General features: G+C 68.8%; 19 protein-coding genes. 15 read left to right on the top strand and 4 right to left on the bottom strand.

All coding sequences use genetic code 11. The annotated features are described in order from the left end of the window. Positions 1 to 134: 134 nt before the first annotated feature. The 3 genes from QSK05_RS04045 to QSK05_RS04055 all read left to right on the top strand — a co-directional run bounded on the left by QSK05_RS04045 (position 135) and on the right by QSK05_RS04055 (position 5,042). Positions 135 to 1,280, top strand: coding sequence for a RodZ family helix-turn-helix domain-containing protein (locus tag QSK05_RS04045; RefSeq protein ID WP_285594022.1), 1,146 nt, complete (start codon positions 135 to 137; stop codon positions 1,278 to 1,280). A 94-nt stretch (positions 1,281 to 1,374) separates the two neighbouring features. Further along, the gene (locus QSK05_RS04050) at positions 1,375 to 4,137 is read left to right on the top strand and encodes an alpha/beta fold hydrolase (RefSeq protein WP_285594024.1); all 2,763 of its coding nucleotides are present in this window, start codon (positions 1,375 to 1,377) and stop codon (positions 4,135 to 4,137) included. Further along, complete coding sequence (locus QSK05_RS04055; protein ID WP_285594026.1) at positions 4,137 to 5,042, top strand: ABC transporter permease; 906 nt, start codon at positions 4,137 to 4,139, stop codon at positions 5,040 to 5,042. Before QSK05_RS04050 ends, QSK05_RS04055 begins: the two co-directional genes overlap by 1 nt. Positions 5,043 to 5,059: 17 nt before the next feature. Here the strand turns inward: QSK05_RS04055 and QSK05_RS04060 are convergent, their stop codons facing one another. Continuing rightward, positions 5,060 to 6,670 carry a hypothetical protein gene (locus QSK05_RS04060; RefSeq protein ID WP_285594028.1) on the bottom strand — a complete coding sequence of 537 codons (1,611 nt, stop codon included), beginning with the start codon at positions 6,668 to 6,670 and terminating at the stop codon, positions 5,060 to 5,062. A gap of 147 nt (positions 6,671 to 6,817) precedes the next feature. Beyond that, a complete protein-coding gene (locus tag QSK05_RS04065; RefSeq protein ID WP_285594030.1) occupies positions 6,818 to 7,555 on the bottom strand; it encodes a hypothetical protein in 738 nt (245 codons plus the stop codon). A gap of 284 nt (positions 7,556 to 7,839) precedes the next feature. Here QSK05_RS04065 and QSK05_RS04070 point away from each other — a divergent pair, with 284 nt between their 5' ends. The 11 genes from QSK05_RS04070 (at position 7,840) to QSK05_RS04120 (ending at position 19,490) form a co-directional block, all read left to right on the top strand. After that, positions 7,840 to 8,475, top strand: coding sequence for a hypothetical protein (locus QSK05_RS04070; RefSeq protein WP_285594032.1), 636 nt, complete (start codon positions 7,840 to 7,842; stop codon positions 8,473 to 8,475). Between the two features lie 641 nt (positions 8,476 to 9,116). Then, positions 9,117 to 10,226 carry a phosphate ABC transporter substrate-binding protein PstS gene (gene pstS, locus QSK05_RS04075; RefSeq protein ID WP_285594034.1) on the top strand — a complete coding sequence of 370 codons (1,110 nt, stop codon included), beginning with the start codon at positions 9,117 to 9,119 and terminating at the stop codon, positions 10,224 to 10,226. Positions 10,227 to 10,410: 184 nt separating this feature from the next. Further along, the gene (pstC, locus tag QSK05_RS04080) at positions 10,411 to 11,385 is read left to right on the top strand and encodes a phosphate ABC transporter permease subunit PstC (protein ID WP_285594036.1); all 975 of its coding nucleotides are present in this window, start codon (positions 10,411 to 10,413) and stop codon (positions 11,383 to 11,385) included. Positions 11,386 to 11,390: 5 nt separating this feature from the next. After that, positions 11,391 to 12,290, top strand: coding sequence for a phosphate ABC transporter permease PstA (pstA, locus tag QSK05_RS04085; RefSeq protein ID WP_352300243.1), 900 nt, complete (start codon positions 11,391 to 11,393; stop codon positions 12,288 to 12,290). Between the two features lie 71 nt (positions 12,291 to 12,361). Beyond that, complete coding sequence (gene pstB, locus QSK05_RS04090) at positions 12,362 to 13,138, top strand: phosphate ABC transporter ATP-binding protein PstB (RefSeq protein ID WP_231487168.1); 777 nt, start codon at positions 12,362 to 12,364, stop codon at positions 13,136 to 13,138. A 591-nt stretch (positions 13,139 to 13,729) separates the two neighbouring features. Beyond that, positions 13,730 to 14,302 carry a ferredoxin reductase domain-containing protein gene (locus QSK05_RS04095; RefSeq protein WP_285594039.1) on the top strand — a complete coding sequence of 191 codons (573 nt, stop codon included), beginning with the start codon at positions 13,730 to 13,732 and terminating at the stop codon, positions 14,300 to 14,302. Positions 14,303 to 14,438: 136 nt separating this feature from the next. After that, positions 14,439 to 16,889 (top strand): ATP-binding protein, encoded by a 2,451-nt coding sequence (locus tag QSK05_RS04100; RefSeq protein WP_285594041.1) that lies wholly within the window; start codon positions 14,439 to 14,441, stop codon positions 16,887 to 16,889. Beyond that, complete coding sequence (locus tag QSK05_RS04105; protein ID WP_231487171.1) at positions 16,886 to 17,332, top strand: roadblock/LC7 domain-containing protein; 447 nt, start codon at positions 16,886 to 16,888, stop codon at positions 17,330 to 17,332. Before QSK05_RS04100 ends, QSK05_RS04105 begins: the two co-directional genes overlap by 4 nt. Beyond that, positions 17,329 to 17,778 (top strand): DUF742 domain-containing protein, encoded by a 450-nt coding sequence (locus QSK05_RS04110; RefSeq protein WP_231487172.1) that lies wholly within the window; start codon positions 17,329 to 17,331, stop codon positions 17,776 to 17,778. Before QSK05_RS04105 ends, QSK05_RS04110 begins: the two co-directional genes overlap by 4 nt. Further along, positions 17,762 to 18,379: a GTP-binding protein gene (locus tag QSK05_RS04115; RefSeq protein WP_285594044.1), complete on the top strand. Its 618-nt coding sequence runs from the start codon at positions 17,762 to 17,764 to the stop codon at positions 18,377 to 18,379. The genes QSK05_RS04110 and QSK05_RS04115 overlap by 17 nt, the downstream gene beginning before the upstream one ends. A gap of 13 nt (positions 18,380 to 18,392) precedes the next feature. Then, complete coding sequence (locus QSK05_RS04120) at positions 18,393 to 19,490, top strand: substrate-binding domain-containing protein (RefSeq protein WP_285594046.1); 1,098 nt, start codon at positions 18,393 to 18,395, stop codon at positions 19,488 to 19,490. A 71-nt stretch (positions 19,491 to 19,561) separates the two neighbouring features. On the opposite strand, the gene QSK05_RS04125 is transcribed toward QSK05_RS04120, so the two are convergent. After that, entirely contained in the window at positions 19,562 to 20,665 is a 1,104-nt protein-coding gene (locus tag QSK05_RS04125; protein WP_285594047.1) for an NUDIX hydrolase, read from the bottom strand. Between the two features lie 205 nt (positions 20,666 to 20,870). Here QSK05_RS04125 and QSK05_RS04130 point away from each other — a divergent pair, with 205 nt between their 5' ends. Next, positions 20,871 to 21,806 carry an SGNH/GDSL hydrolase family protein gene (locus QSK05_RS04130; RefSeq protein WP_285594049.1) on the top strand — a complete coding sequence of 312 codons (936 nt, stop codon included), beginning with the start codon at positions 20,871 to 20,873 and terminating at the stop codon, positions 21,804 to 21,806. A gap of 2 nt (positions 21,807 to 21,808) precedes the next feature. Here the strand turns inward: QSK05_RS04130 and QSK05_RS04135 are convergent, their stop codons facing one another. Beyond that, positions 21,809 to 23,116 (bottom strand): geranylgeranyl reductase family protein, encoded by a 1,308-nt coding sequence (locus QSK05_RS04135; RefSeq protein ID WP_285594051.1) that lies wholly within the window; start codon positions 23,114 to 23,116, stop codon positions 21,809 to 21,811. Between the last annotated feature and the right edge of the window lie 83 nt (positions 23,117 to 23,199).

The raw sequence follows: 23,199 nt of genomic DNA on the forward strand, positions 1-23,199 counted from the left end.
TCTGATCTTTGTCGTAAATCACTGTAACGCTGAGACTTTGCTGAAAACTGGCGAATAATGGGCGTTCCGGTTCGCGCGGCGGGTATCGAATGGGAGAAACTGTTCGCTGGCCGACTGCGTAAGACCGGAGATCAATGACCGACAGACAGTATCCGCCGCGAAGCGCCGGTGACCACGGATCGACGACCGCTCATCACGGGCGGGATCCCGGGCCGGTCGGCGAGACCGAAGAACCGAAGAAGCCCAAGCTCCCCGTCAACGTCATCCAGGTCAGCGCCAGTGCGGGTGCTGCGGTGACCTCCGCCATCGCCGCCTCGTACTTCGGGGTCGGTGGCACCATCGCGGGCGCCGCGTTCGGGTCCGTCGTGTCGACGGTGGCCGGTGCTTTCTACAGCGACACTCTGGGTAAGGCGCACAAGGTCGTCGCGACCACGACTGCCGTTGTCGTGCAGCGATTCCCGGGTGACATGCCACAGGCCGAGAGCATTCACCGGATGAACGGCCCGGCGGGGCTGCCGGTCGCCGACTCGCTGAACCGGGTGGGTTCCGAAGACACCCGTCACGTCGACGTCGAGCACATGCAGGTGCCGATCAACGACGAGACCCAGGTGATGAACCCGGTCGGCGACGATGCTACGCGGATGATGCCGCCGGTCACCGGCGCGGGTGGCAACCCGTCGTACCAGCAGCACACGCGCGTGCAGGGGGCTTATCAGCCGCAGGCCGAACACCGCTCCCAGACCTACCGGGCGTCGGGTGCTGCCGGTCGCGCGAGTGCCCGCCGGGCTGAGCCGCAGGAGCAAATCTGGTGGAAAAAGCCGGGTTTCCTGCTGACCGGAATCTCCCTGGCCGGCTTCCTGATCGCCCTGGTCGTCATTCAGGGTACGGAAACCGCTATCGATCGACCGCTTTCGGGTGGTAAGAAAGGCACCACCACGATCAGCAAGTTCGTGAACAGCGACAGCACGGACGACGACACCTCCACCCCGACCGAGTCCGCTACCCCCAGTGAGGCCGTCACCCCGACCGAGTCCGCCGCGCCGACCGCGACCGACAGCGAGACGGTGGTCCCGACCGAGACCGTGGCGCCGACCGAGACGGTGGCGCCGACCGCCACCGACACCGCTCCCGACACGGGTAGCGGCGACGTGCAGCCGACCGACCAGACGCAGAGCACCGACGCCCCCACCGACGGCAGCGCCGACGGTAGTGCTGACGGCAGCGCCGACACCGGTGACGCCGGTGCCGACGCCCAGGTGCAGGAGCAGAGCACGCCCTGACCTGCGGTACCCCGTACGGGTCGTCGGCCTCGCGGCCGGCGGCCCGTGCCGTAGTTTGGCTCTGCATCCATACCCGTAGGAGCAGGAGTCCCGGTTGGCCGCCCGATTACGCTCCCGCCGGATCCTGCTGCCGCTGCTCTTGGTGGTGGTGCTCGCCATCTGGTTCGCCGGGGCCCGCGCCGGTTCCTCCGAGGCCGGCTTCACGCAGCAGAACCTCCAGGTCAGCGGCACCCCCGAGAGCGACGGTGACCCGGTCGACCTGGACGCCACGCTCTATCTGCCCGAACGCACCCCGGCCCCCGCGGTGCTGCTCGCCCACGGTTTCGGCGGGAGCAAGGCCAGCGTCGTGAGTGATGCCGAAGACCTCGCCGAGCGTGGCTACGTGGTGCTCACCTACAGCGCTCGCGGGATGGGTTCCTCCGGCGGGCTGATCCACCTCGACAGCCCGGACTACGAGGTGAAGGACGGGCAGCGGATGCTCGACCAGCTCGCCGGGCGTCCTGAGGTGCAGACCGACCGCAGCGGTGACCCGGTGGTCGGCGTGGTCGGTGCCTCCTACGGCGGCGCGCTGGCCCTGATGCTCGCGGGCACCGACGACCGGGTCGACGCGATCGTCCCGATGATCACCTGGAACGACCTGCGGCAGGCCCTGTTCCCACAGCCCACGAAAACCGGCGGGACCGGCGTCTTCAAGAAGCAGTGGACGGCCTCGCTGCTCGGCTCCACGCTGATCGGATCCGGGGGTTCCCTGGGCACCACACCGTCGGCCGACCAGCTGAAGAACCTCGCCGAGGGCGACACCCAGCAGGCCCTGTGCGGGCGCCTGGCCGAAGACCTCTGCCAAGGCTACGTGCAGACCGCGACCACCGGCGAGCCCACGGCCGACCTGCTCGACCTGCTCGGGAAGTCCAGCCCGGCGCGGGTCGCCTCGAAGATCACCGTCCCGTCGCTGCTGATCCAGGGGCAGCAGGACTCCCTGTTCCCGCTCTCCGAGGCCGACGCGAACGCCCGGGCCATCGCGGCGGCGGGTGGCGACGTGAAGCTGTACTGGGACACCGGCGGGCACGACGCGGGCTTCGACACCGAACCACTGCGCCCCGTCGTGGCCGATTTCCTCGACTCCGCGCTCTCGGGGGGTTCGCTCGCCGGCACACCCGGTTTTCAGGTCGAGGTGGCCTCCGGTGCGCTCGCCTCCGACACCACCGCACCTACCTCCCAATTGAGGACGTCGACGCTGGCACCGGGGGTGCCCTCACGGGACGCGTCGGGTCGGGTCCGGGAGAGCAGCGCCCCGCTCACCCAGCTGAAGCTGAGTGGCGCCGGTCAGTTCGCCCTGGCCCCGCCCGGTGCGACGCCCGCGGCCATCACCTCGCTGCCGGGAGCCGGGGCGTTGCTGAGTGCGCTGGGGTCGACCGGTTCTTCCCTCAACCTGAACGCTCTGCCCGGTGAGTCGGCGACGTTCCAGACCGAGCCGCTGACCCGGGCCCTCACCGTCACCGGCTCGCCCCGGGTGACGGTCGGCATCGCCTCGTCCGCGAAGGAAGCCACCCTGTTCGCCTCGGTCGTCGACGTGGACGAGGACGGCGGCACCACTCTTCCCTCGCAGCTCGTCGCGCCGATCCGGGTGACCGGACTCGGCGCCGGCTCGACTCAGGATGTGACGATCGACCTGCCCTCGGTGGTGCGGGACATCCCGGCCGGCCACCGGCTTCGGGTGGTGCTGAGTACCACCGATCAGGCCTACGCCATGCCCCAGGAAGCGCGCCTGTATCGGGTGTCCCTGGCCGGCGACGGGATGCTGACGATCCCGCAGGCCCGGTTCACGGTGACCGACGCCGGTTCGGCGGTGCCCTGGGGCGGCGTGATCGGTGTGGCCGGTGGGGTGGCCCTGATCCTGCTGCTGTTCCTCGTCCTCCATCGACGCAAACTCAGTGGGAAACCCGACGGGACACTGACCGACACACCCATCGCGATCGAGGGGCTGGGCAAGGCCTACGGTGACGGGTTCCGCGCGGTCAGCGACCTGAGTTTCCGGGTCGAACGGGGCCAGGTACTGGGGCTTCTCGGCCCGAACGGCGCCGGTAAGACGACCACACTGCGCATGCTGATGGGCCTGATCCTGCCCTCGGAGGGGCGTATCCGGATCTTCGGCCACGAGGTGCGGCCCGGGGCTCCGGTGCTGTCGCGGCTGGGTTCGTTCATCGAGGGCCCGGGATTCCTGCCGCACCTGTCGGGCCGCGACAACCTGTCCCTGTACTGGCGTTCCACGGGGCGCACGGCCGATCCGTACCTCGAGGTGGCGCTGGAGATCGCCGGTCTGGGCGACGACGTGGACCGCAAGGTGCGCACCTACAGCCAGGGCATGCGGCAGCGGCTGGCCATCGCCCAGGCCATGCTCGGCCTGCCCGACCTGCTGGTGCTCGACGAGCCCACGAACGGGCTCGATCCGCCGCAGATCCGCGAGATGCGCGAGGTGCTCGGCCGTTACGCGGCCACCGGACGCACCGTGGTGGTGTCCAGCCACCTGCTCGCCGAGGTCGAGCAGTCGTGCAGTCACGTGGTCGTCATGGCCGCCGGGCGGCTGGTGGCCCACGGACGCGTGGACGAGTTGGTCGGTGACGGCGCGTCGGTCACGGTCGAGGTGGACTCGCTGTTGAAGGGGGCCGAGGTAGCGAAGGCGGTCGCGGGGGTGGACGAGGTCCGCGTCGTCGACGGAGTTCTCGTCGTGCGCGCCGACCTGCAGGCTCGCGCCGACCTGGTGCGGGACCTGGTGCTGGCCGGGGTCGCGGTCTCCCGGGTGGCGCCGTCGCGCGGCCTGGAAGAGACGTTCCTGGCTCTGGTGGGGGAGGAGGCCTGATGCCCGCGACCGGTCATTCGGAAGGGCTGGAGCACCTGCCCCCGCCCTCAGATGTGGTGTCACCCGACGGTTCCGCACCGGGTTACAGCGCCCGGCGCACCCTCGGCCTGCGGGTCGAGGCCCGGCGTCAGCTCACCCGGCGGCGCACCCAGATCTCGCTCGGTTTCCTCGTCGTGCTGCCGTTCATCCTGGTCGCCGCCTTCAGTTTCGGTGAGCCCGGCAACGGCAACCCGCAGACCGCCCTCGTCGACCTGGCCACCAGTGGCGCCGCGAACTTCACGGTCTTCACGCTGTTCGTCAGCTCGGGCTTCCTGCTCGTCGTGATCGTGGCCCTGTTCGCCGGCGACACCGTGGCCAGCGAGGCGAGCTGGTCGAGCCTGCGCTACCTGCTGGCCGTCCCCGTACCCCGTTCCGTGCTGCTGCGCCGGAAACTCACGGTGGCGCTGGGGTATTGCCTCTTCGCCCTGGTGCTGCTGCCCGCCGTGACCTATCTCGTCGGTGGGGTCTTCTACGGCTGGTCACCCCTGAAGACCCCGCTCGGCGGAACCATCGAGGGCTCGGAACTGGCTGTGCGACTGGCGATCGCGGTCGGCTACATCGCGGTGTCCCTGCTGTTCGTGGCCGCGCTCGCCTTCCTCGTCGGGGTCTACACGGATGCTCCGCTGGGTGCCGTGGGCGGTGCCGTGATGCTGGTGATCCTCTCCAACATCCTTGACTCCATCACGGCTCTCGGCGACTGGCGGCGTTTCCTGCCCACCCACTACTCCCTTGCCTGGACCGACGTCCTCAGTTCCGAACTGATCTGGAATGCCATGGTGAGAGGCGCACTTTGGTCGATCGGGTACAGCGCGGTGCTGCTCGCCTGGGCCTGGTGGCACTTCGATCGCAAAGACATCACGAGCTGAAACATCTCCCGAACGGGTTAAAGCGGCTTGTCAAGCCGCCGATGTAGTGGCGCGACGTCATGTCGCTCAAGCCACGCAGAATCCGGATGAACGCCCGGATACCACCCAGGAGGCACAGTGCCCTCGAATAACACCACTGCGGCGACGAAGCCGGCCGGCGACCGGGTCGCCCGGCCGGTGCCGAAGCGCACCTCCACCCCGAAGCGAGCTGTGGCCGCGGCGAAGTCGGCCGCCACCCCGCGGAGCACGGCCCGCCCGGCGGCGAAGAAGACCTCCACCCCGCGCCCGGCCACCCGGCCGGTTGCCGCGAAGAAGACTGCTCGCACGACGACCACCTCGCGCCGGACGACCGCATCGGGTGCGACATCCACCCGCCGGGCCGTCACCCCCAGGACCACGACCCGCAAGGCAGCGGCCACCACGGCCGCGCCCGCGCCAGCGACCACAGCTGCGAAGAAAGCGACGACGGCGCGCTCGGCCGCGAAGACCACGACGGCCAGGCCGGGGAGCAAGGCGCCGGCGACGAAGAAGGCCACTGCCACTACGCGTTCGGTTGTCAAGACGTCTGCGGGCAGGGCAGCGACGGCGAAGAAGACGGCAACGGCGAAGAAGACCGCAACGAAGACCGCGACGGCAACGAAGACGGCGAAGAAGACGGCGACGAAGGCTGCGACGGCGAAGAAGACCGCAACGAAGGCCGCGACGGCAACGAAGACGGCGAAGAAGACGGCGACGAAGGCTGCGACGGCGAAGAGGACCGCGACGGCCGCTAGCCCGACCGCTCGTAAGGCAGCAAGCACCCGTCCCGTCAAGCAGGCAGCGGTCAAGAAGACCGTCTCCAAGGCTGCTGCGAAGAAGACGGTCACGCCGCGTTCGGCGGCGAAGCCGTCAGCCACGAAGCCGACCACGCGGAAGGCAGCGACCACTCGTCCCGCGGTGACGACTACGCGGAATGCAGCGGGCGCGCGTCCGGCGGCGACGCGCAAGACGGCGAGTACGCGTCCGGCGACGACGCGGAAGACAGCGAGCACGCGCCCGGCCGCCCCGGCGACGGCGAGGAGCACCCCCGGCTCGGCAGCGAAGACCGCGCCGAGAAAGACCACTGCGACGCGAGCTGCGACGAAGACCGTCGTGAGGAAGACCGCCACGACTCGTCCGGCAGCGAAGTCGGCGGCAGCGAAGTCGGCGGCAGCGAAGACGGCCGCAGCGAAGACCGCGGCAACGAAGACCGCGCTGAGAAAGACCACTGCGACGCGAGCTGCGACGAAGACCGTCGTGAGGGAGACCGCCACGACTCGTCCGGCAGCGAAGACGCCGGCAACGAGGACGGCTGCACGGACTCCTGCGGCCCGGAAGACCGCCGCTCCACGCGTAGCGGCGAGGACGTCTACCCCGCGTGCGTCGGCCCAGAGGACCACGCGTTCGACGGCGACAGCGGCGGCCGGCAAGACGGTCACATCGCGTCCGGCCGCCAAGACGGCGACGGCGAAGAAGATGCCCGCGACGCGTCCGGCCGCCAAGATGGCGACGAGGAAGACATCCGCCACTCGTCCGGCCACGAAAGGGCCGGTGAGGAAGTCGGCCCCGGCGCGTCCGGCTGCGAAGACAGCAGCGGGGAAGACCGCCACCGCGCAACGATCCGCTCAAGCAGCTGTCACGAAGTCGGTCACGACGAGTCCGGCGGTCAGGACCGCGACAAAGAGGACGACTACCACGGGTTCTGTCGCGAAGGCCCCGACGAGGAAGACGGCTACCAGGAAAACAGCCACCACGGGTCAGGCCACCCAGGCTACGGCCGGGAAGCCCTCTTCATCCCGTTCGGCGATGAAGACCGGCGGCGGAAGGGCCACCGGCGCTGCGAGTCGGACCGCCAGGAGCACGGCCGGGAAGACTGCCTCATCCCGTTCGGCGGTGACGACTGTTGCCAGAAAGACCGACGCCGCACGTCCTGCTCCGCGCAAGACCGACGCCACGGGTCCGGCCACGAAGGACGCGAGCACCGGTCGTCCGTCGGTGAAGTCATCCACCGCCACACCGGCCTCGGCCGGGACGGTTGCCAAGAGGTCAGCTTCGGCCGGGACGGTTGCGAAGAGGTCGGCCTCGGTCGGGACGGTAGCGAAGCGGTTGTCCAGGCCAGCAACCGTCGCGAAGAGGTCGGCCTCGGCCGGGACGGTTGCCCAGCGCTCGGCCTCGTCCGGGACGGTCGTCAAGCGGTCGAGCACGGCCTCGTCGACCGGTCCAGGCACGACCACCGCGAACACGACGGCGAAGGAGGCCTGGTCCCCGGCCGTGGCCACGCCCGACATCTCCGCCATGCCGGAGTCCACGACCATGCCGGTGCAGCGGACCGTTCCTGAGCCGACCCCGGCGGCCGTCTCCGTAGAACTGGCCTCGGATGATCGGCCCTCCAGGTCCTGGCCGAACCCGATCACCTCGCCGACCGCCACCGCGGGGGTGCATGCCGCCGAGACCGGTACCGCATCGTCGGGTGACGCCACCGCTCCGTCCAGCACCTCGTCCTCCCGGCAGATCGCACCGGACCGTTCGGCCCGGGAGAGCACTACACAGGAGGACGTACGGGACGCACGGGAACAGGAATCAGAGAGAGTTCCGAGCGCCTGATCTTCGGGGAGAGGCCGGTGCCCGCGTCGTGCGGATGCCGGCCTTTTCGCTGTTCAGAAGGCTGTGGACGTGGGCCGGGAGGGGTATTCCGCAACGGTGCGCATTCGGTCGGTTCCGGCGGTGTGAACTTCGTTGCGTCGGTCGTGGGCTGCACGAGAGCGCGAGCGGTGGAAGCATGACCCGAATGACCTCAGGTGGCTACCGTCCCCGGCGCCCGGCCTTCTTCGGCCCGGCGGTGATGGACACGTTCCAGGGTGGTCCTGACCCGGCCCAGCGGATCGAGGCAGCTCACCGCACGGCCGCGGCTCTGGTCGACCACGCCCGCAGCAGCAATGACCCGGACGCGACGGCCCGCATCGTCGCGCTGGCCGACATCTACGGTCTCGACGAGATCGCGGAGCTGTGGGCCGCCCGCCCCGCGCAGAGCCTTCCCGGTGCGCTCTGGCGGATCTACGCGCTCCAGGCGGGCATCCGCCGCGACCCGGTGGGCCTGGCCCGGGCCTTCGACGAGGGGCGCCACCGGGCGCCGGTGCACGAGGCGGTAGCCGGGGTAGCCGATCCGCCGGGGCCGGCCGAAGTGCAGGACATGTCCGACGCGATCCTCGGCGGTGCCTTCACCGGTGACCTGGCCGACGCGCTGGAGCGGGCCGCCGCCTTCTGCCATGTGGTGGCCACCGGCTGGGCCGTGCAGGCCGACCTGCGCCTGAACGCTGACGACCACAGCCTCACCCGCTCGGCCGGTGACCTGGCCCGCACCGGCACCGAATTGGAGCTGGCGGCCAAGATGTGGCGCAACGGAGAACTGAGCTGACCAAGCGGGGCGAAACCGGCCCGCCGGGGGAACAGCGGGCGCCCCGTCATGAGTTAATAGATCTCGTGACGCCCTTCGGGGTCTCACCGGGCGTCGGACTGCGGTAGCCCCGGGTCCCATTTGAAGCCGCCTAGAGCGGCCGTTGCACCGTGAGGTGCTCCCGGTCCGGCGTCCCGAGACGTGCACATGATCGGCGCCGTCCCCTTCAAGGGGCCGGCGCCGATCGCTCTTTTGCGGCCGGACCTCACGCTCGATAACCGTCGGGGCGGGCAATCCTCAAGATCATTACGAACCGGTCACGCATGACATCCGTCTGTGATCTCCACTCTCCGCAGTCGAAACACTGGCCGGAGGGGGCCCAAACGGGCACCAGCCGGTCGAGAGCAGCCGAATGAGTGACGCAGCGTGCTCAGGATCTAGCCTTTCCGAGTGTCGTTCACTTGGAAGTCGCCGTGTGGTCTAGACCTCTTTGCCTGATGTCGAGGGTTCGTTTGGTGCCCGTTAACCATCGACCGCAGATCGCTTCACTTCCGCTCCCTACCGTCTGTGGCGGGCATCCAACCGTGCCCCGGCGCCGCGCCCATCGCAGCGCCTGCAGAACTGGCTGGGCTTCGTTCCCGGCTCCATGAAAGGGAATCCCTTTGAAGCTCTCCAAGCACGTCGCGCTCACCAGTGTGGCGCTGGCAGGCGCCCTCGCGCTGACCGCCTGTGGCTCGGATGACAACAGCACCGGCAGCAGCGGCTCCGACGAGACCGGCACCTCGGTCAGCGGCACGCTGAACGGTGAGGGCTCCTCCGCCCAGAAGAACGCCATCGAAGAGGTCATCTCCACCTTCGGTGACGACAACCCGGACGCCACGGTCAACTACAACCCGACCGGCTCGGGCGACGGTGTCAAGAACTTCATCGCCAAGCAGGTCGACTTCGCCGGTTCCGACTCGGCCCTGAAGACCGAGGCCGTGGACGGCGTGGTCGAGGCCGACGCCGCCGCCGAGCGCTGTGGCGGCAACCCGGCGTGGAACCTTCCGCTGGTGGCCGGCCCCATCGCCATTGCCTACAACCTTCCCGGTGTCGAGGGCCTGACCCTCACCCCCGATGTCGCCTCCGAGATCTTCCTCGGTGAGATCAAGACCTGGAACGACCCCAAGATCGCCGCGATCAACGAGGGCGTCACGCTCCCCTCCACCGCGATCTCCGTGTTCTTCCGCTCGGACGAGTCCGGCACCACCGAGAACTTCCAGAAGTACCTGTCCGGTTCCGCCCCGAAGGCCTGGACCGCTGAGCCGTCGAAGGTGTGGCCGGGCAAGGTCGGCGAGGGTCGCGCCAAGTCCGACGGTGTGGCCCAGGGCGTGAAGAGCGTCGAGGGTGGCATCACCTACGCCGAGTGGAGCTACGCGACCTCCAACAACCTGGGTGTCGCCAAGATCGACAACGGTGCGGGCGCCGTCGAGCTGACCGGTGAGAGTGCGGGCGCGGCCCTGACCGCGGCCGAGGTCGCCGGTGAGGGCAACGACCTCAAGCTGAAGCTCGACTACGCCACCCAAACCGCGGGTACCTACCCGATCGTCCTGGTGACGTACGAGATCGTCTGCTCGAAGGGCCTGGACGCCGACAAGACGACGCTGCTGAAGGCTTTCCTGAAGCACTTCGCGAGCGCCGACACCCAGACGGGTCTCCAGGAGGCCGGCTACGCGCCGCTCCCCGCCGAGATCCAGACCAAGGTGAACACCGCGATCGACGCCATCTCCTGACCCTCTAGGGTCTGCAGCAACAGCAAAGACCGACGCCCCGTGGCTCCCGGTCCCGTCCCGTGAGGGGCGGCATCGGGGACACGGGGCTGCAGTTCGTTCACCCGGGTGGGAGCCAGAGCCGATGGAGTCGGTCCGGCTTCCCTCCACCCAGTCCCGAAAGCCCTCTAGCCCCGAGGATCCACGGATGTCCACCATCACCGGCCATTCCGAGCTCGACGCCGAGCCATCCGGCGACTCAGCTTCCACCGGTAGGCGCGGCGACCGCATCTTCAGCGGGCTGGCCACCGGCTCCGGCGTCTTCATCATCGTCCTGGTCGTCGCCGTCGCGGTGTTCCTGCTCAGCCAGGCCATTCCGGCTCTGCTCGACAACAAGGCCAACTTCCTTTTCGACCGGGTCTGGGAGGTGAACGACAGCGAACTGCGGTTCGGCATTCCCGACCTGCTGTACGTCACCGTTGTCTCGTCCCTGGTCGCCATGCTCATTGCGGTGCCGATCGCGATCCTGGTGGCGCTCTTCCTCACCCAGTACGCGCCGGCCCGGCTGGCCGCGCCGTTCGGCTACCTGGTCGACCTGCTGGCCGCCGTGCCCTCGATCGTCTACGGCCTCTGGGGCTTCTTCGTCTTCCGGGAGTACGTGGAGCCCGTGCAGAACTGGCTGGCCGACTACTTCGGCTGGACGAAACTGCTCGAGGAGCCGGTCTCTCTCGGCACGGTGTTCCTGGCCTCGATCGTGCTGGCGATCATGATCCTGCCGATCGTGACCGCCATCTCCCGTGAGGTCTTCGCCCAGACGCCCGCGACCCACAAGGAAGCCGCCCTGGCTCTGGGCGCCACCCGCTGGGAGATGATCCGCACCGCCGTCATCCCGTTCGGGACGCCGGGCGTCATCTCCGCCGCGATGCTCGGCCTGGGCCGCGCGCTGGGTGAGACCATCGCGGTCACGATCATCGTCAGCACTAACCCCGGCGCGTTCCGCTTCTCCCTGTTCTCCGGTGGCGAGACCTTCGCCTCGAAGATCGCGAACAACGCGGGTGAGCTGGGCTCCTCGACCAAGGCCGGTGCCTACATCGCCGCCGGGCTGGTGCTGTTCGTCCTCACCTTCCTGGTCAATGCAGCGGCCCGGATCATCATCGAGCGCAGGAAGGCCTTCTCCGAGTGAGCGCGCTGACGCAAGACACCCTGTCCCCCGCTCCGGCTTCCCCGATCGACAAGCCGAGCGCTTCTCGGGCCGTCAAGGACAAGCTCGCCACGGTCGCGGTCTGGACCGCCTTCGGTATCGCGATCATTCCGCTGGTCTGGATCCTCTACACGGTCATCGACCGGGGTGCCGGCCTGCTGTTCGACCCCCACTGGTGGACGAACTCCCAGCGCGGCATCGTCGCCCGGGTCGCGGGCGGCGGCGCCTACCACGCCATCATCGGCACGTTGCTACAGGCGGTCGTCACGGCGGTCATCGCAGTCCCGATCGCGGTCTTCACCGCGATCTACCTGGTCGAATACGGCCGGGGAAAGCTGGCCCGCACGGTCAGCTTCATGGTCGACATCCTCACCGGTATCCCCTCGATCGTGGCCGCGCTGTTCATCTACGCGGTCTGGGTGACCACCTTCGGTCTGGAGCGGGTCGGCTTCGCGGTCTGCCTGGCCCTGGTGCTGCTGATGATCCCGGTCGTGGTGCGCTCCACCGAGGAGATGCTGAAGCTCGTCCCGAACGAGCTGCGCGAGGCGTCGTACGCGCTCGGCGTGCCGAAGTGGAAGACGATCTTCAAGATCGTGCTGCCGACCTCCTTCAGCGGCATCGTCACCGGCGTGCTGCTGGGCCTGGCCCGCATCATGGGTGAGACCGCGCCGCTGCTGATCCTCGGCCCGTACTCGAAGTCGATCAACACCGACCTCTTCGGCGGGTTCATGGCCGCTCTGCCGACGATGATCAACCAGGACCGGGTCGAGTCCTACGCCCCTGCCCTGAACCGGGTCTGGGCCGCCGCGCTCACGCTGATCGTGCTGGTGATGGTGCTCAACATCGCCGGTCGCGTCATCGCCCGCCGCAGCAAGGTCAGCCGCTAGGGCCATCGCCCGTCATCCACCATCCGTACCCGGGCTCTCCCCGAAGCCCGGACAGCAAGGGAGTGCATCCGATGGCCCAGCGCATCGATGTCAAAGACCTGAACGTCTACTACAGCTCGTTCAAGGCCGTCGAGGGCGTCTCGATGGCTGTCGACCCCCGCACGGTCACGGCCTTCATCGGCCCCTCCGGCTGCGGCAAGTCCACGTTCCTGCGCACGCTCAACCGCATGCACGAGGTGATCCCGGGGGGCCGGGTCGAGGGCAGCGTCCAGCTCAACGGCCGCGACCTGTACGCCAAGGAGGTCGACCCGGTGGCCGTGCGCCGCACCGTCGGCATGGTGTTCCAGCGCCCGAACCCGTTCCCGACCATGTCGATCTTCGACAACGTCGCCGCGGGTCTGCGCCTGAACGGTGAGAAGCGCAAGAAGGTGCTGGCGGAGCGGGTGGAGAAGTCGCTGCGCGGCGCCAACCTGTGGAACGAGGTCAAGGACCGTCTGGCCAAGCCCGGAGCCGGTCTCTCCGGCGGTCAGCAGCAGCGTCTGTGCATCGCCCGCGCGATCGCCGTCCAGCCGCAGGTGCTGCTCATGGACGAGCCCTGCTCGGCGCTCGACCCGATCTCGACCATGGCCGTCGAGGACCTGATCAACGAGCTGAAGACCGAGTACACGATCGTGATCGTCACCCACAACATGCAGCAGGCCGCCCGCGTCAGTGACCGCACGGCCTTCTTCAACCTCGCCGCTACCGGCAAGCCCGGCCGCCTGGTCGAGATCAACGACACCGACAAGATCTTCAGCAACCCCACGGAGAAGGCCACCGAGGACTACATCTCGGGCCGCTTCGGGTGATCGTCTGATCTTTCTGTCGCTGTAACAAAAGGACGGTGCCGGGCCGCGAGGCCGGTGCCGTCCTCTGTTTTGTCGATGTACCGGGAAGGTGGGGGAGTGCTATAGGCTGGGCGCTGCATCCCGAAGCGCTTTCATTGCGACAAGTGTCGGTTTTGCGTCGCCGGGACCGGGGGAATCCCCTCGGCCGACCGGTTGGGTATCGATCATCAATCGTCAGCAAGTCGTAACACTCTGCTGCGCGCTTGCTTGTCACTCGGTGTGTTTGAACGACCGCAATAAGCCATTGAAATGCATTCAAGAGAAGCCTAAATGTCCGCTTTATTAGCGAAAACTACTGAACGTAAAGACTTCCTGACCAAGAGTTGCACTAATTAGGGCCCTTGCGAACGGGCTTGGACGGCACTTACCTTGCTACAACAAATAGTGCAATCGCGGTACGCTGCATCCCTTTCGGTGGTAATTATCCTCTGCGACTAGAACCTTGCTCTAGGCGTGTGCTTTCGCCGCGGTGGGCTGGATTCGTTTGCTCCAGGTAACTGTTACAGCCGTTCCGGAAGGATGGATCAGCGAAGATGGTGAGGGAAGACCCCGGTGGCCAGTGATTTGATCGGCCGGCGCCAGATGATGCAGCAGCGTCTCGACCGGGTCAGAGATCTCGAACTCGCCATCCGCGAGCAGGTTGAACTCATCGCCTCGCGGGCGGGGATGACAGTCGAGCAGTTCGACTTCGACGGCTCGTTCCGTGCGTCTCTCGCCTCCCTGGCCGGCCTTGCGGCCCGCCGTACCACTTTCGACATCGTCCTCACGCTGCCCGGCGCTCCTCTCGGGGTGCGCATCCAGCAGTTGCACGGCGAGGTCAAGGTCGAGGTCGTCGAGCTGGACGTGCCCTACGGCGGCGCGCAGCTGCCCGCCCAGCTCCCGGAACCGGCTGCCCAGCCGGTCTCGCCGCCCGTCCCGCAGCCGATGGTGTCCCAGCCGATGGCCGAGGGCCGTCAGGTGATCCGCGGTTCGCTCGTGCCGCAGGCGATGGGGCCGGTCACCGAGCCCATCGACCTGATCCCCAGCAAGATCACCGATGCGATGCCGGGCGCGAGCTCGGAAGACCTGGTGGTCTCCGACCTGGCCGCACTGCTCTGGGAGGGGATGGGCGAGCCCACCCCCTGACCAGTGACGGACCGAACGTCCCGGAAGCCGAAACGCCCCCAGCCGAAACACCCCGTCTCCCGCCCGGACTGACAGCCGGCACCTCCGCAGCAACGCCCTACTGCGCGCACGCCAAGCGCCACAGGAGTCCACATCGATGAAGATCGCACAGAAGCTCGGCCTGCTGGTCGGTGCTCTCCTGGCGGCGGTACTGGTCACGATTCTCGTCCTCTCGGCCCAGCTCTCGTCCACCTCCCGGGAGTACAAGGACCTGATCGACGGCAACATCCAGCAGCGTGAGACCTCCCGCACGATGCTGGTGGCCTTCGGGCAGCAGGTGACCGCCTTCCAGCAGATCTTGCTGCAGGCCCGGACCGCCGATGACTACAAGCGTCTCAAGGGTGTGTACGACGAGCACGTCGACACGGTGAACGGGCTCAACGACGAGCTGCTCAAGAACGTCGGGCCGGAGGACCCGCGGCTGAAGACGTCGCTGGAGGAGTTCCAGTCGTCGCACAAGGCCGTCGGTATCCAGTACACCGCCGCGCTGAACGCCTTCGTCGCCTCTCGCTACCAGGCTGTCGACGAGGTCAGCACCTCGGCCGAGGGCCTCGAGCAGTTCCCGAACGACCTGGTCAACGTCATCGCCGACTACCGCACCCGGTCCGCCCAGGAACTGATCCAGCAGCAGAACGACTCCACCTCGAGCCGTCTGCGCCTCATCTACATCGGTGGCGTGCTGCTCCTGCTGCTCGCGACCGGCTTCGCCGTCGTGGTGGTGCGGGGCATCGTGCGCCCGGTGCGCTCGCTGACCAACGCCGCCCTCGCAGTCGCCAACGACCGTCTGCCCAAGGTCGTGGCGGAGATCAACGACCTGCCGGCGGAGGCACCCGCGCCGAGCCTCCCGCGGTTCCAGGTCAACACCCGCGACGAGCTCGCCGAACTGGCCGGCGCCCTGAGCACCCTGCAGGACAGCGCCGTCGGCCTGGCCCTGGAGCAGCGGCGTAACGAGCAGGCCAACGCGGAGACCCTGGTCAACCTGGGTCGCCGTAACCAGAGCCTGATGACTCGTATGCTCGGTTACGTCACCGAGCTGGAGCGGGACGAGAGCAACCCCTCGTCCCTGGACCGCCTGTTCCGTCTGGACCACCTGACCACCCGTATCCGGCGGAACGCCGAATCGCTGCTGGTCCTCGCCGGTGCCAAGCAGACCCGTACCTGGTCGCACCCGATCGCCATGCAAGACGTGGTGCGCGCCTCGCTCTCCGAGATCGAGGAGTACAACCGGGTCACCGTGCACCACATGGACCACGCCAAGGTGGCGGGTTCGGTCGCGGCCGACCTCACGCACATGCTCGCGGAGCTGCTGGAGAACGGCACCCGGTTCTCCCCCCGGGAGCGTCAGGTGCAGGTGGTCGGACGGCTCATCCCCAGCGGTTACCAGTTCGACGTCATCGACTCCGGCCTCGGTATGACCGAGGAGGAGCTGGACGCGGCGAACGACCGGATCGCCCACGCCGGCCAGCGCCGGCCGGACGCGAAGGTGCTGGGCCTGCACGTGGTCGGCCGGATCGCCGCCCGTCGTGACATGGTCGTGCAGCTGCTGCCGTCCGACCAGGTCGGCCTCACCGCGCAGGTTCTCGTGCCCGGTTCGGTCATCAGCGATGCGAAGCTGCCGACGAACTTCCACGAGGTCACCGACGTCCCGATGCTGAGCCCCGCGCCCAGCAAGAAGACCGACGTGTCCGAACCCCCGGCCCCCGCCCTGGCCCCCACGCCCCGGCGTACGCCCACCGCGGCCCCGGCCGGGCGCCAGTCCCCGAAACCGGCCGGCGGGGGCGTGGTCCAGCCCTTTCCGGGAGGGTCGTCCGCGCCCGTCGGCGCCCCGGCCCAAGGACACATGCCGCAACGCCCACAGCTGACCTCGGGCTCCTCGCCGAACCTTCCGGCTCCGGCCGGACTGCCCTCCGGCCTCTCGTCGGCGTCGCAGAACCCGCAGAACCCGTCCCGGCGGGTCCGCGGGGCCCAGCTGGGCGATCTCGGCTCGAACCTGCGCGATCAGACCCCGCGCGCAGTTGATCCTGAACTCGCGAGGTCGCAGATGTCCTCGCTGCAGTCCGGAGTCGCCGCGGCCCGTCGTGGTAACGACCAGGCCGCTCACCAGAACGACCGGCCCCCGGCCACCGCGCAGACCCCCGCCGGCTCGCAGAACCCGATCCCGGTGCGCCGGGTGCGGGGCGCGCAGCTCGGGGAGCTCGGGGCCGGGACTCCGGGAGAGTCCCAGAACAGCACCGTCGATCCGAATCGCGTGAGGTCGCAGATGTCTTCGCTTCAGTCAGGGGTGGCGGCCGCACGCCGGGAGGCCGGCCCCACCGGTGAGCCGGCCCCCCAGAACCCGCCGCCGCCCACCGCCCCGGTCCGCCGGGTCCGGGGCGCGCAGCTCTCCGAACTCGACACCGGCGCCGGCGGCGCCTTCCGCGGCCTGCCCCGCGACGCCGCGGGTATCGGCCGTCAGCTGTCGGGCCTGCAGGCCGGCACCACCCGGGCCACCCGTGAGACGGGCCGGCCCAACGCAGGAGATGAAGAGACCATGGGGAGCAACGAATGAGCCCGAACGGATACGGCGCGACGGCAGTCCTGAGCCCCGCCGCCCAGAACGTCAGCTGGATGCTCGACAACTTCGTCCGCGAGACCGCCGGCGTCGAGCAGATCATCGGAGTCTCCTCCGACGGTCTGCTGATGGCCATGTCGGTGCGGATGGACCGCGGTGACGCGGACAAGCTGGGGGCCACGGTCTCCGGCCTGACCACGCTCGCCCAGAGCGCCAGCCACCTGCTGAACAAGGGCGGCCTGACCCAGGTCATCATCGAGTTCTCCGGTGGTTACCTGCTCTGCTCGATGATCAACGGCCGCGCCTGCCTGGGTGTCGTCACCTCCCAGCAGTGCGACCTCGGTCTGGTCGGTTACGAGACCGCCATGCTGGTCGAGCGGGTCGGTGCCCTGCTGACGCCCGAACTGATCTCCGAGCTCAAGGCGAACCTGGCGCGGTGAGCGACTACGACGGGCTCAACGAGGAGCAGGAGAGCTTCGGCCGGCCGTTCCTCGGCCGGGTCATCCGGTCCGAGGCCGATCACGGGTTCGCGCCCGAGCCGGTGGACGAGACCCCAGGCGGTCACAACCGCCCGTACCTGATCACCGGTGGCCGTACCGGCGGCGGCGCCGCCGGCATCGGTATCGAGACCCTGCTGATCCGCGACCCGGGCGCTGTTCCCAACAACGCCTGGTCGCCGGAGATGGCGATGATCGTGCGCACGTGCGACAGGGCACTCGCGGTGGCCGAGGTGGCCGCCTACATCGGCCTGCCGATCGGGGTGGTCCAGGTGCTTGCCGGAGACCTGGTCGCGGCCGGCGTTCTCCAGCGGTCCGCGACGTCGAAGTCCCTGGCGGACGACGTCGCCTTCATCGAGAGGTTGATTCACGGTGTCTCTGCACTCTGAGACCAGAAATGTGGCGGGGGGCCAGCCCGACGGGGGCAAACGCCCTCCGATCCCGGTGAAGATCCTGATCTCCGGTGGCTTCGGCGTGGGCAAGACCACCACGGTCGGCGCGCTCTCCGAGATCGACCCGCTGAGCACCGAGGCGCCGATGACGTCGGCATCGATCGGTGTGGACGACGCGGGTGTCGGCAGCCAGAAGACCACCACCACGGTGGCCATGGACTTCGGCCGCATCACGATCGACGAGAGCATCATCCTCTACATGTTCGGCACGCCGGGCCAGGACCGGTTCGGCTTCATGTGGAACGACCTGGCCGAGGGCGCCCTGGGCGGCGTGGTGCTGGTCGACCCCAGCCGGATGGAGGAGTGCTTCGTCGCGCTCGACTACTTCGAGAACATCCAGCTGCCCTACGTGGTGGCGGTCAACACCTTCGCCGGCCGTGAGTCCCTGACCCTCGATCAGGTGCGGCACGCGGTGAACGTCGACCCCGACGTTCCGGTGGTCGCTGTCGACGCGCGTGATCGCGAGCAGGTCAAGGCCGTGGTGCTGACCCTGCTGCGCCGCATTCTGGCCCGGGCGAAGAACCGTACCCGTGGCTGAACGAGGAGGAAGATTGTTACGCAAGGTCCTGGCTGGTCTGGTGACCGCCGGTCTGGCGTTCACGCTCGCGGCCTGTGGCTCGGACGAGGTGCCGGCCGACAGCGTGTACGCGAATGTCGGCGCCAAGGTCGGTATCTCGCTGCCGAACGAGACCTCCGACCGGTGGGCCGGTGACGGTAGCGCCATGGCGAGCCAGTTTAAGGCGATGGGCTACAAGGTTGACGTGAAGTACGGCGCCGACAAGGCGGAGCAGCAGATCAAGCAGGTCCAGGCCATGGTCGACGAGAACGTGGACCTGCTGGTGATCACGGCGATCGACGGTAGCTCGATGACCGACGTGCTCGCCAAGGCGGCGGCCAAGAAGATCAAGATCATCGCCTACGACCGTCTGCTCACCAACACCCCGAACATCGACTACCAGGCCACGTTCGACAACACCCGGGTCGGCGTCATGCAGGCCAACCTGATCGTGGAGAAGCTGGGGCTGAAGAAGGCAGACAGCGGCCCGTTCACCGTCGAGCTGTTCGCCGGTCACTCCGGGGACGCCAACGCCAAGTCGTTCTGGAACGGCAGCATGAGCGTGCTGCGCAAGTACATCAGCAGCGGCCAGCTCGTGGTGAAGAGCGGCCAGAACCGCTTCGCCCAGACCGCCATCGACCTGTACAGCGGCGATCTGGCCGAGGCCCGGATGAAGAAGATCCTCCGCACCTACTACGGTTCCGAGGACGTCGATGCCGTGCTGTCGCCCTACGACGGCGAGACGATCGGCATCATCAAGGCGCTCAAGGCCGACGGTTACGGCACGGAAGCCAAGCCCTGGCCGATCACCTCGGGCCAGGACGCCGAGCTGCCCTCGGTGAAGTCGATCATCGACGGTGAGCAGACCGCGACGATCTTCAAGGACACCCGGGAACTGGCGAAGGTCGCCGTGCAGCAGGGCAACGCACTGCTGACCGGCACCGACCCGATCGTCAACGACACCACCACGTACGACAACGGGGTCAAGAAGGTCCCGACGTACCTGCTCTACCCGGTGGCCGTCGACAAGACGAACTACAAGACTCTGCTCGTCGACAGCGGCTACATCAAGGCCGCCGACCTGATGTCGTAGGGCACCGTCCGATGAAGGACGCGGTCGGGCACCCCGGGTGCCCGACCGCGTCCTTCATTTTGGGTGGCTTCTCAGGAACGCCGGACCGCGCCCCGGAAGCGCTCGACCGCCACGATCCGCCCCGCCGTCGCGACGTGTGCGACCAGAGCCTCACCGGTGCCCAGCCAGGGGTTCGCCTCCGGCATCCCGGCCCGGGCCGGCGGCGTGCAGGCTTCGGCCAGCGTGGTCATGACCGCGGCCAGCACCGGCCGGTGGGTGCAGACCAGTGAGCTCCCGGAGGCGAAGTCCGCAGCCAGGATCGAGCGCAGCAGTTCGGGCACCCGGTGCGGGTCGTTGCGCAGGCCCTGCTCCGACAGCAGCGGCAGCACCTCGACCCCGGCGTACGGGTCATCGGCCCCGTTGCGTTCGCGCAGGTAGGGCGCCAGCGTGAGCATGCAGCGCGCCCACGGCGAGGTCAGCAGCACGTCCGGGTTCCAGACCCCGAGCAGGCCGGGCAGCGCGTTGGCCTGGGAGCGGCCCACCGACGTGAGCGGCCGGTCGGCCTCGGTCCCCGGCCAGTGGGCCCGGGCGCGGGCCTTGGCGTGGCGCAGCACCACCAGGGCCCGGGTGTGCAGCACCCCGGCCGCGGCGTGCTCGATCAGCGCTTCCAGGGGCGGTAGATCGCCCGGACGGGTCAGCCGGGCCCGGGCCTGCGACACCGGCAGCCAGGCCACGTCGTCGATCTCGTCGGCGCCGGCCGTGCGGAGGGTCTGCGGGCCGGCGGTGGCACTCCAGTAGTGAACGGTCTTGTCCCGCCCGTCGGGCAGCACGTAGTCGACCGAGGGCAGAGCACGCCCGAGCAGCGGACGCACGCCGGTCTCCTCGGTCACCTCCCGCACGGCACACTCGGGCAGGCTCTCGCCGGGCTCGATCTTGCCTTTCGGCCACGACCAGTCACCCCAGCGTGCGCTGCGTACCAGGAGGACCTCGATGTCGTTCGGGTCGCTCACCAGGCTGCCGGGGGTGTGGGGGGTGCGGGGGCGCCAGCACAGGGCCCCCGCCGAGACGACGGTGGGCCGGTCGACGAGGGTGGGGTGGCGCCGGCGACGGGGAATCGGGCTGCGTCCCTTCCGCTCGATCTTGCGGGATCCGGTCTTTCGGGAACGCCTGGACGAGCGGGTGGGACGGCGGCTCACCCTGCGACTATCGCAGATGCCCGAGCTCTCGTCCTGTCGGCCCCGACCTGCGAAGACCGCCCCCGAAGCACACTTTTCAGGCTCCTTGTCACGGCGAACCGACGTGTGGGTACCCTTGTCAATGCGGGCAGATTCACAAGGGGCAAACGTTGTTCGACGGCCCTTGGGGGACTAATCGACAGCATTGGTCACTACTCTGTCGACCGTGCGTAGGATCGGGACCGGAGCAGCCATGCTGTCTGCCGGCGTCGTCGTCGGTGTGGTGGTCAGCGGAGGGTTCTCCGGTGGCGGGTCCACGACCGCAGCTGCAGCGTCCCCACCGTCCTCGGCGTCGCCGTCCGTGACGGCCACGAACGACGCGGCGCCGGCCTCCGGTACCGCGTCCGTGACCGAGACGGCTACCGAGGCAGCGGCCACGGCCGCCCCCAGCGCGAGCGTCTCGGCCGACTCCTCGGCCGAGGACGCCGCGGCCGCCCGGGCGCAGGCCCGCCGCAAGGCTGCCGTCCAGGCCGCCGAGGGGGCCACCACGACCGAGAGCGGCGGCACCGTCACCTACGGCGGCCAGGTGGTGCCCGACCTCATCGTCGCGCCTCCGGAGAAGACCGACGGTGCGCTGCGGCTGACCGTGGGCCTGGGTGACTCGATCACCTACCGGTCCGGCTCGTGGTTCCGCCGGGTCTGCGGCTCCGGCGTGATCAACACCTGCCGCGACTCCGGCATCCGCGGTGACACCACCGCCGGCATGCTCAGCCGCCTGCAGACCGACGTGCTCGACCTGAACCCCGACGCGGTCACGGTGATGGCCGGCACCAACGACATGCTGTACGGCTTCACCACCGCCCAGAGCATCCGCAACATCGGTGAGATCGTCACCCAGATCAAGGATTCCGGCGCCACCGTGGTGCTCTGCACGATCGCCCCGCGCAACGCCACGCCCGGTGAGGCGATGGCGCTGAACAAGGCGATCCGCAAGTACGCCAAGAAGCATCACGTCGCTCTGTTCGACATCGCCCCGCTGCTCAGCACCTGGAACGGCCGCTTCAAGGCCGGCCTGACCGACGACGGCGTCCACCCCAACGCCCGGGGCATGAAGCTGGTCGCCGACTACGCCGAGCAGCGCCTCCCCGCGCTGATCAAGTAGCTCTAGAGCTTCAGCTCACCGAACGGCACCCGCTCGTCGAAGCGCCGGGAGACCCTCCCGGCGCCGCGCCACAGGCGGGCCACGTAGTCCTTGTCCTCCTCGAGCACCAGGTTGCCCATCACCCGCAGGGCAATGGTCATCAGGAACTTCGAGCGCATGCCGACCGGGCCGCCGTAGGTCAGCACACCGGGCACGGTCAGCAGGGTGGCCAGGCGGCGGGCGATCGAGAAGGCCTCGCCGTAGTGCTCGCGCAGGGTGGCGGGCCAGGCGCGGTTGAGATCCGCGTAGCTGCGCCCGGTTCCGCGGCCGGTGCCGGCGCCGGCGGCGAACAGTTCGGCCACCAGCCGGCCGGTCTCCAGGCCGTAGTCGATGCCCTCGCCGTTCAGCGGGTTCACACAGCCCGCGGCGTCACCGATGAGCGCCCAGTTGGGCCCGGCCACCCCGCTGACCGCGCCACCCATGGGCAGCATCGCCGAGCGCACACCGCGCGGTTCGCCGCTCAGCTGCCAGTCGTCCCGGCGCAGGCCCGCGTAGATGTTGATCAGATCTTTGAGATGCACGTCGGCGGGCCGCTTCTCGGTAGCCAGCGCGCCCACGCCGATGTTCACCTCACCGTTGCCGAGAGGGAACACCCAGCCGTAGCCGGGCAGCAGCTCGTTCTGCGCGCCCCGCAGCTCCAGGTGCGAGGTGATCCACTCGTCGTCGCTGCGGTCGGACTTCACGTAGGCCCGGGCCGCCACACCGAACGCCGTGTTCTGGTGCCATTCCCGGCCGAGCACGCGGCCCAGCTGCGAGCGGTAGCCGTCGGCCACGACCAGGCGGCGGCAGCCGATGGTGTAGTTCGGCTTCTCCTTCCCGTCCGCCGATCGGCCGCCGGCGAACACCACGCCGATCACCCGGTCGCCGTCGCGCATCACGTCGATCGCCCGGGCGTTCTCCAGGCCACGCGCGCCGGAGGCCAGGGCCTCCTCACGGATCCGGTGGTCGAGCGTGGTGCGGGGTACCGCCGAGCCTCGGTCGGGCAGTGAGCCACCGGGCCAGGGCAGGTACAGCTCCTGCCCGAAACCGCAGGCCCGCAGGCCCCGGTTCGACGGGTAGGAGGACAGCCACTCGCTCAGGCCGAGCTGGTCCAGTTCGGCGATCGCGCGGGGCGTCAGGCCGTCACCACAGGCCTTGTCGCGGGGAAAGGTCTCCTTGTCGGCCAGCACCACGTTGAGCCCGGCACGGGCCGCCCAGGCCGCCGCGGCCGACCCCGCCGGCCCGGCGCCGATGACGAGCAGATCGGTGGACGTCGGCGTCTGGTCAGTCATGGGGACAGTGTGCCCCTCAGAGGTACGTGATCGTCCCCCACCCCTCCTTCGTGATCATGCGATCCCTCCCCGGGGAGGGATCG

It is taken from the genome of Kineosporia sp. NBRC 101731 (assembly GCF_030269305.1).
Taxonomy (GTDB): domain Bacteria; phylum Actinomycetota; class Actinomycetes; order Actinomycetales; family Kineosporiaceae; genus Kineosporia.

Coding starts and splice junctions, on each gene's coding strand:
- QSK05_RS04045 (WP_285594022.1), top strand. CDS start 135: ATGACCGACAGACAGTATCCGCCGCGAAGCGCCGGTGACCACGGATCG.
- QSK05_RS04055 (WP_285594026.1), top strand. CDS start 4,137: ATGCCCGCGACCGGTCATTCGGAAGGGCTGGAGCACCTGCCCCCGCCC.
- QSK05_RS04070 (WP_285594032.1), top strand. CDS start 7,840: ATGACCCGAATGACCTCAGGTGGCTACCGTCCCCGGCGCCCGGCCTTC.
- pstC (WP_285594036.1), top strand. CDS start 10,411: ATGTCCACCATCACCGGCCATTCCGAGCTCGACGCCGAGCCATCCGGC.
- pstB (WP_231487168.1), top strand. CDS start 12,362: ATGGCCCAGCGCATCGATGTCAAAGACCTGAACGTCTACTACAGCTCG.
- QSK05_RS04100 (WP_285594041.1), top strand. CDS start 14,439: ATGAAGATCGCACAGAAGCTCGGCCTGCTGGTCGGTGCTCTCCTGGCG.
- QSK05_RS04105 (WP_231487171.1), top strand. CDS start 16,886: ATGAGCCCGAACGGATACGGCGCGACGGCAGTCCTGAGCCCCGCCGCC.
- QSK05_RS04135 (WP_285594051.1), bottom strand. CDS start 23,116: ATGACTGACCAGACGCCGACGTCCACCGATCTGCTCGTCATCGGCGCC.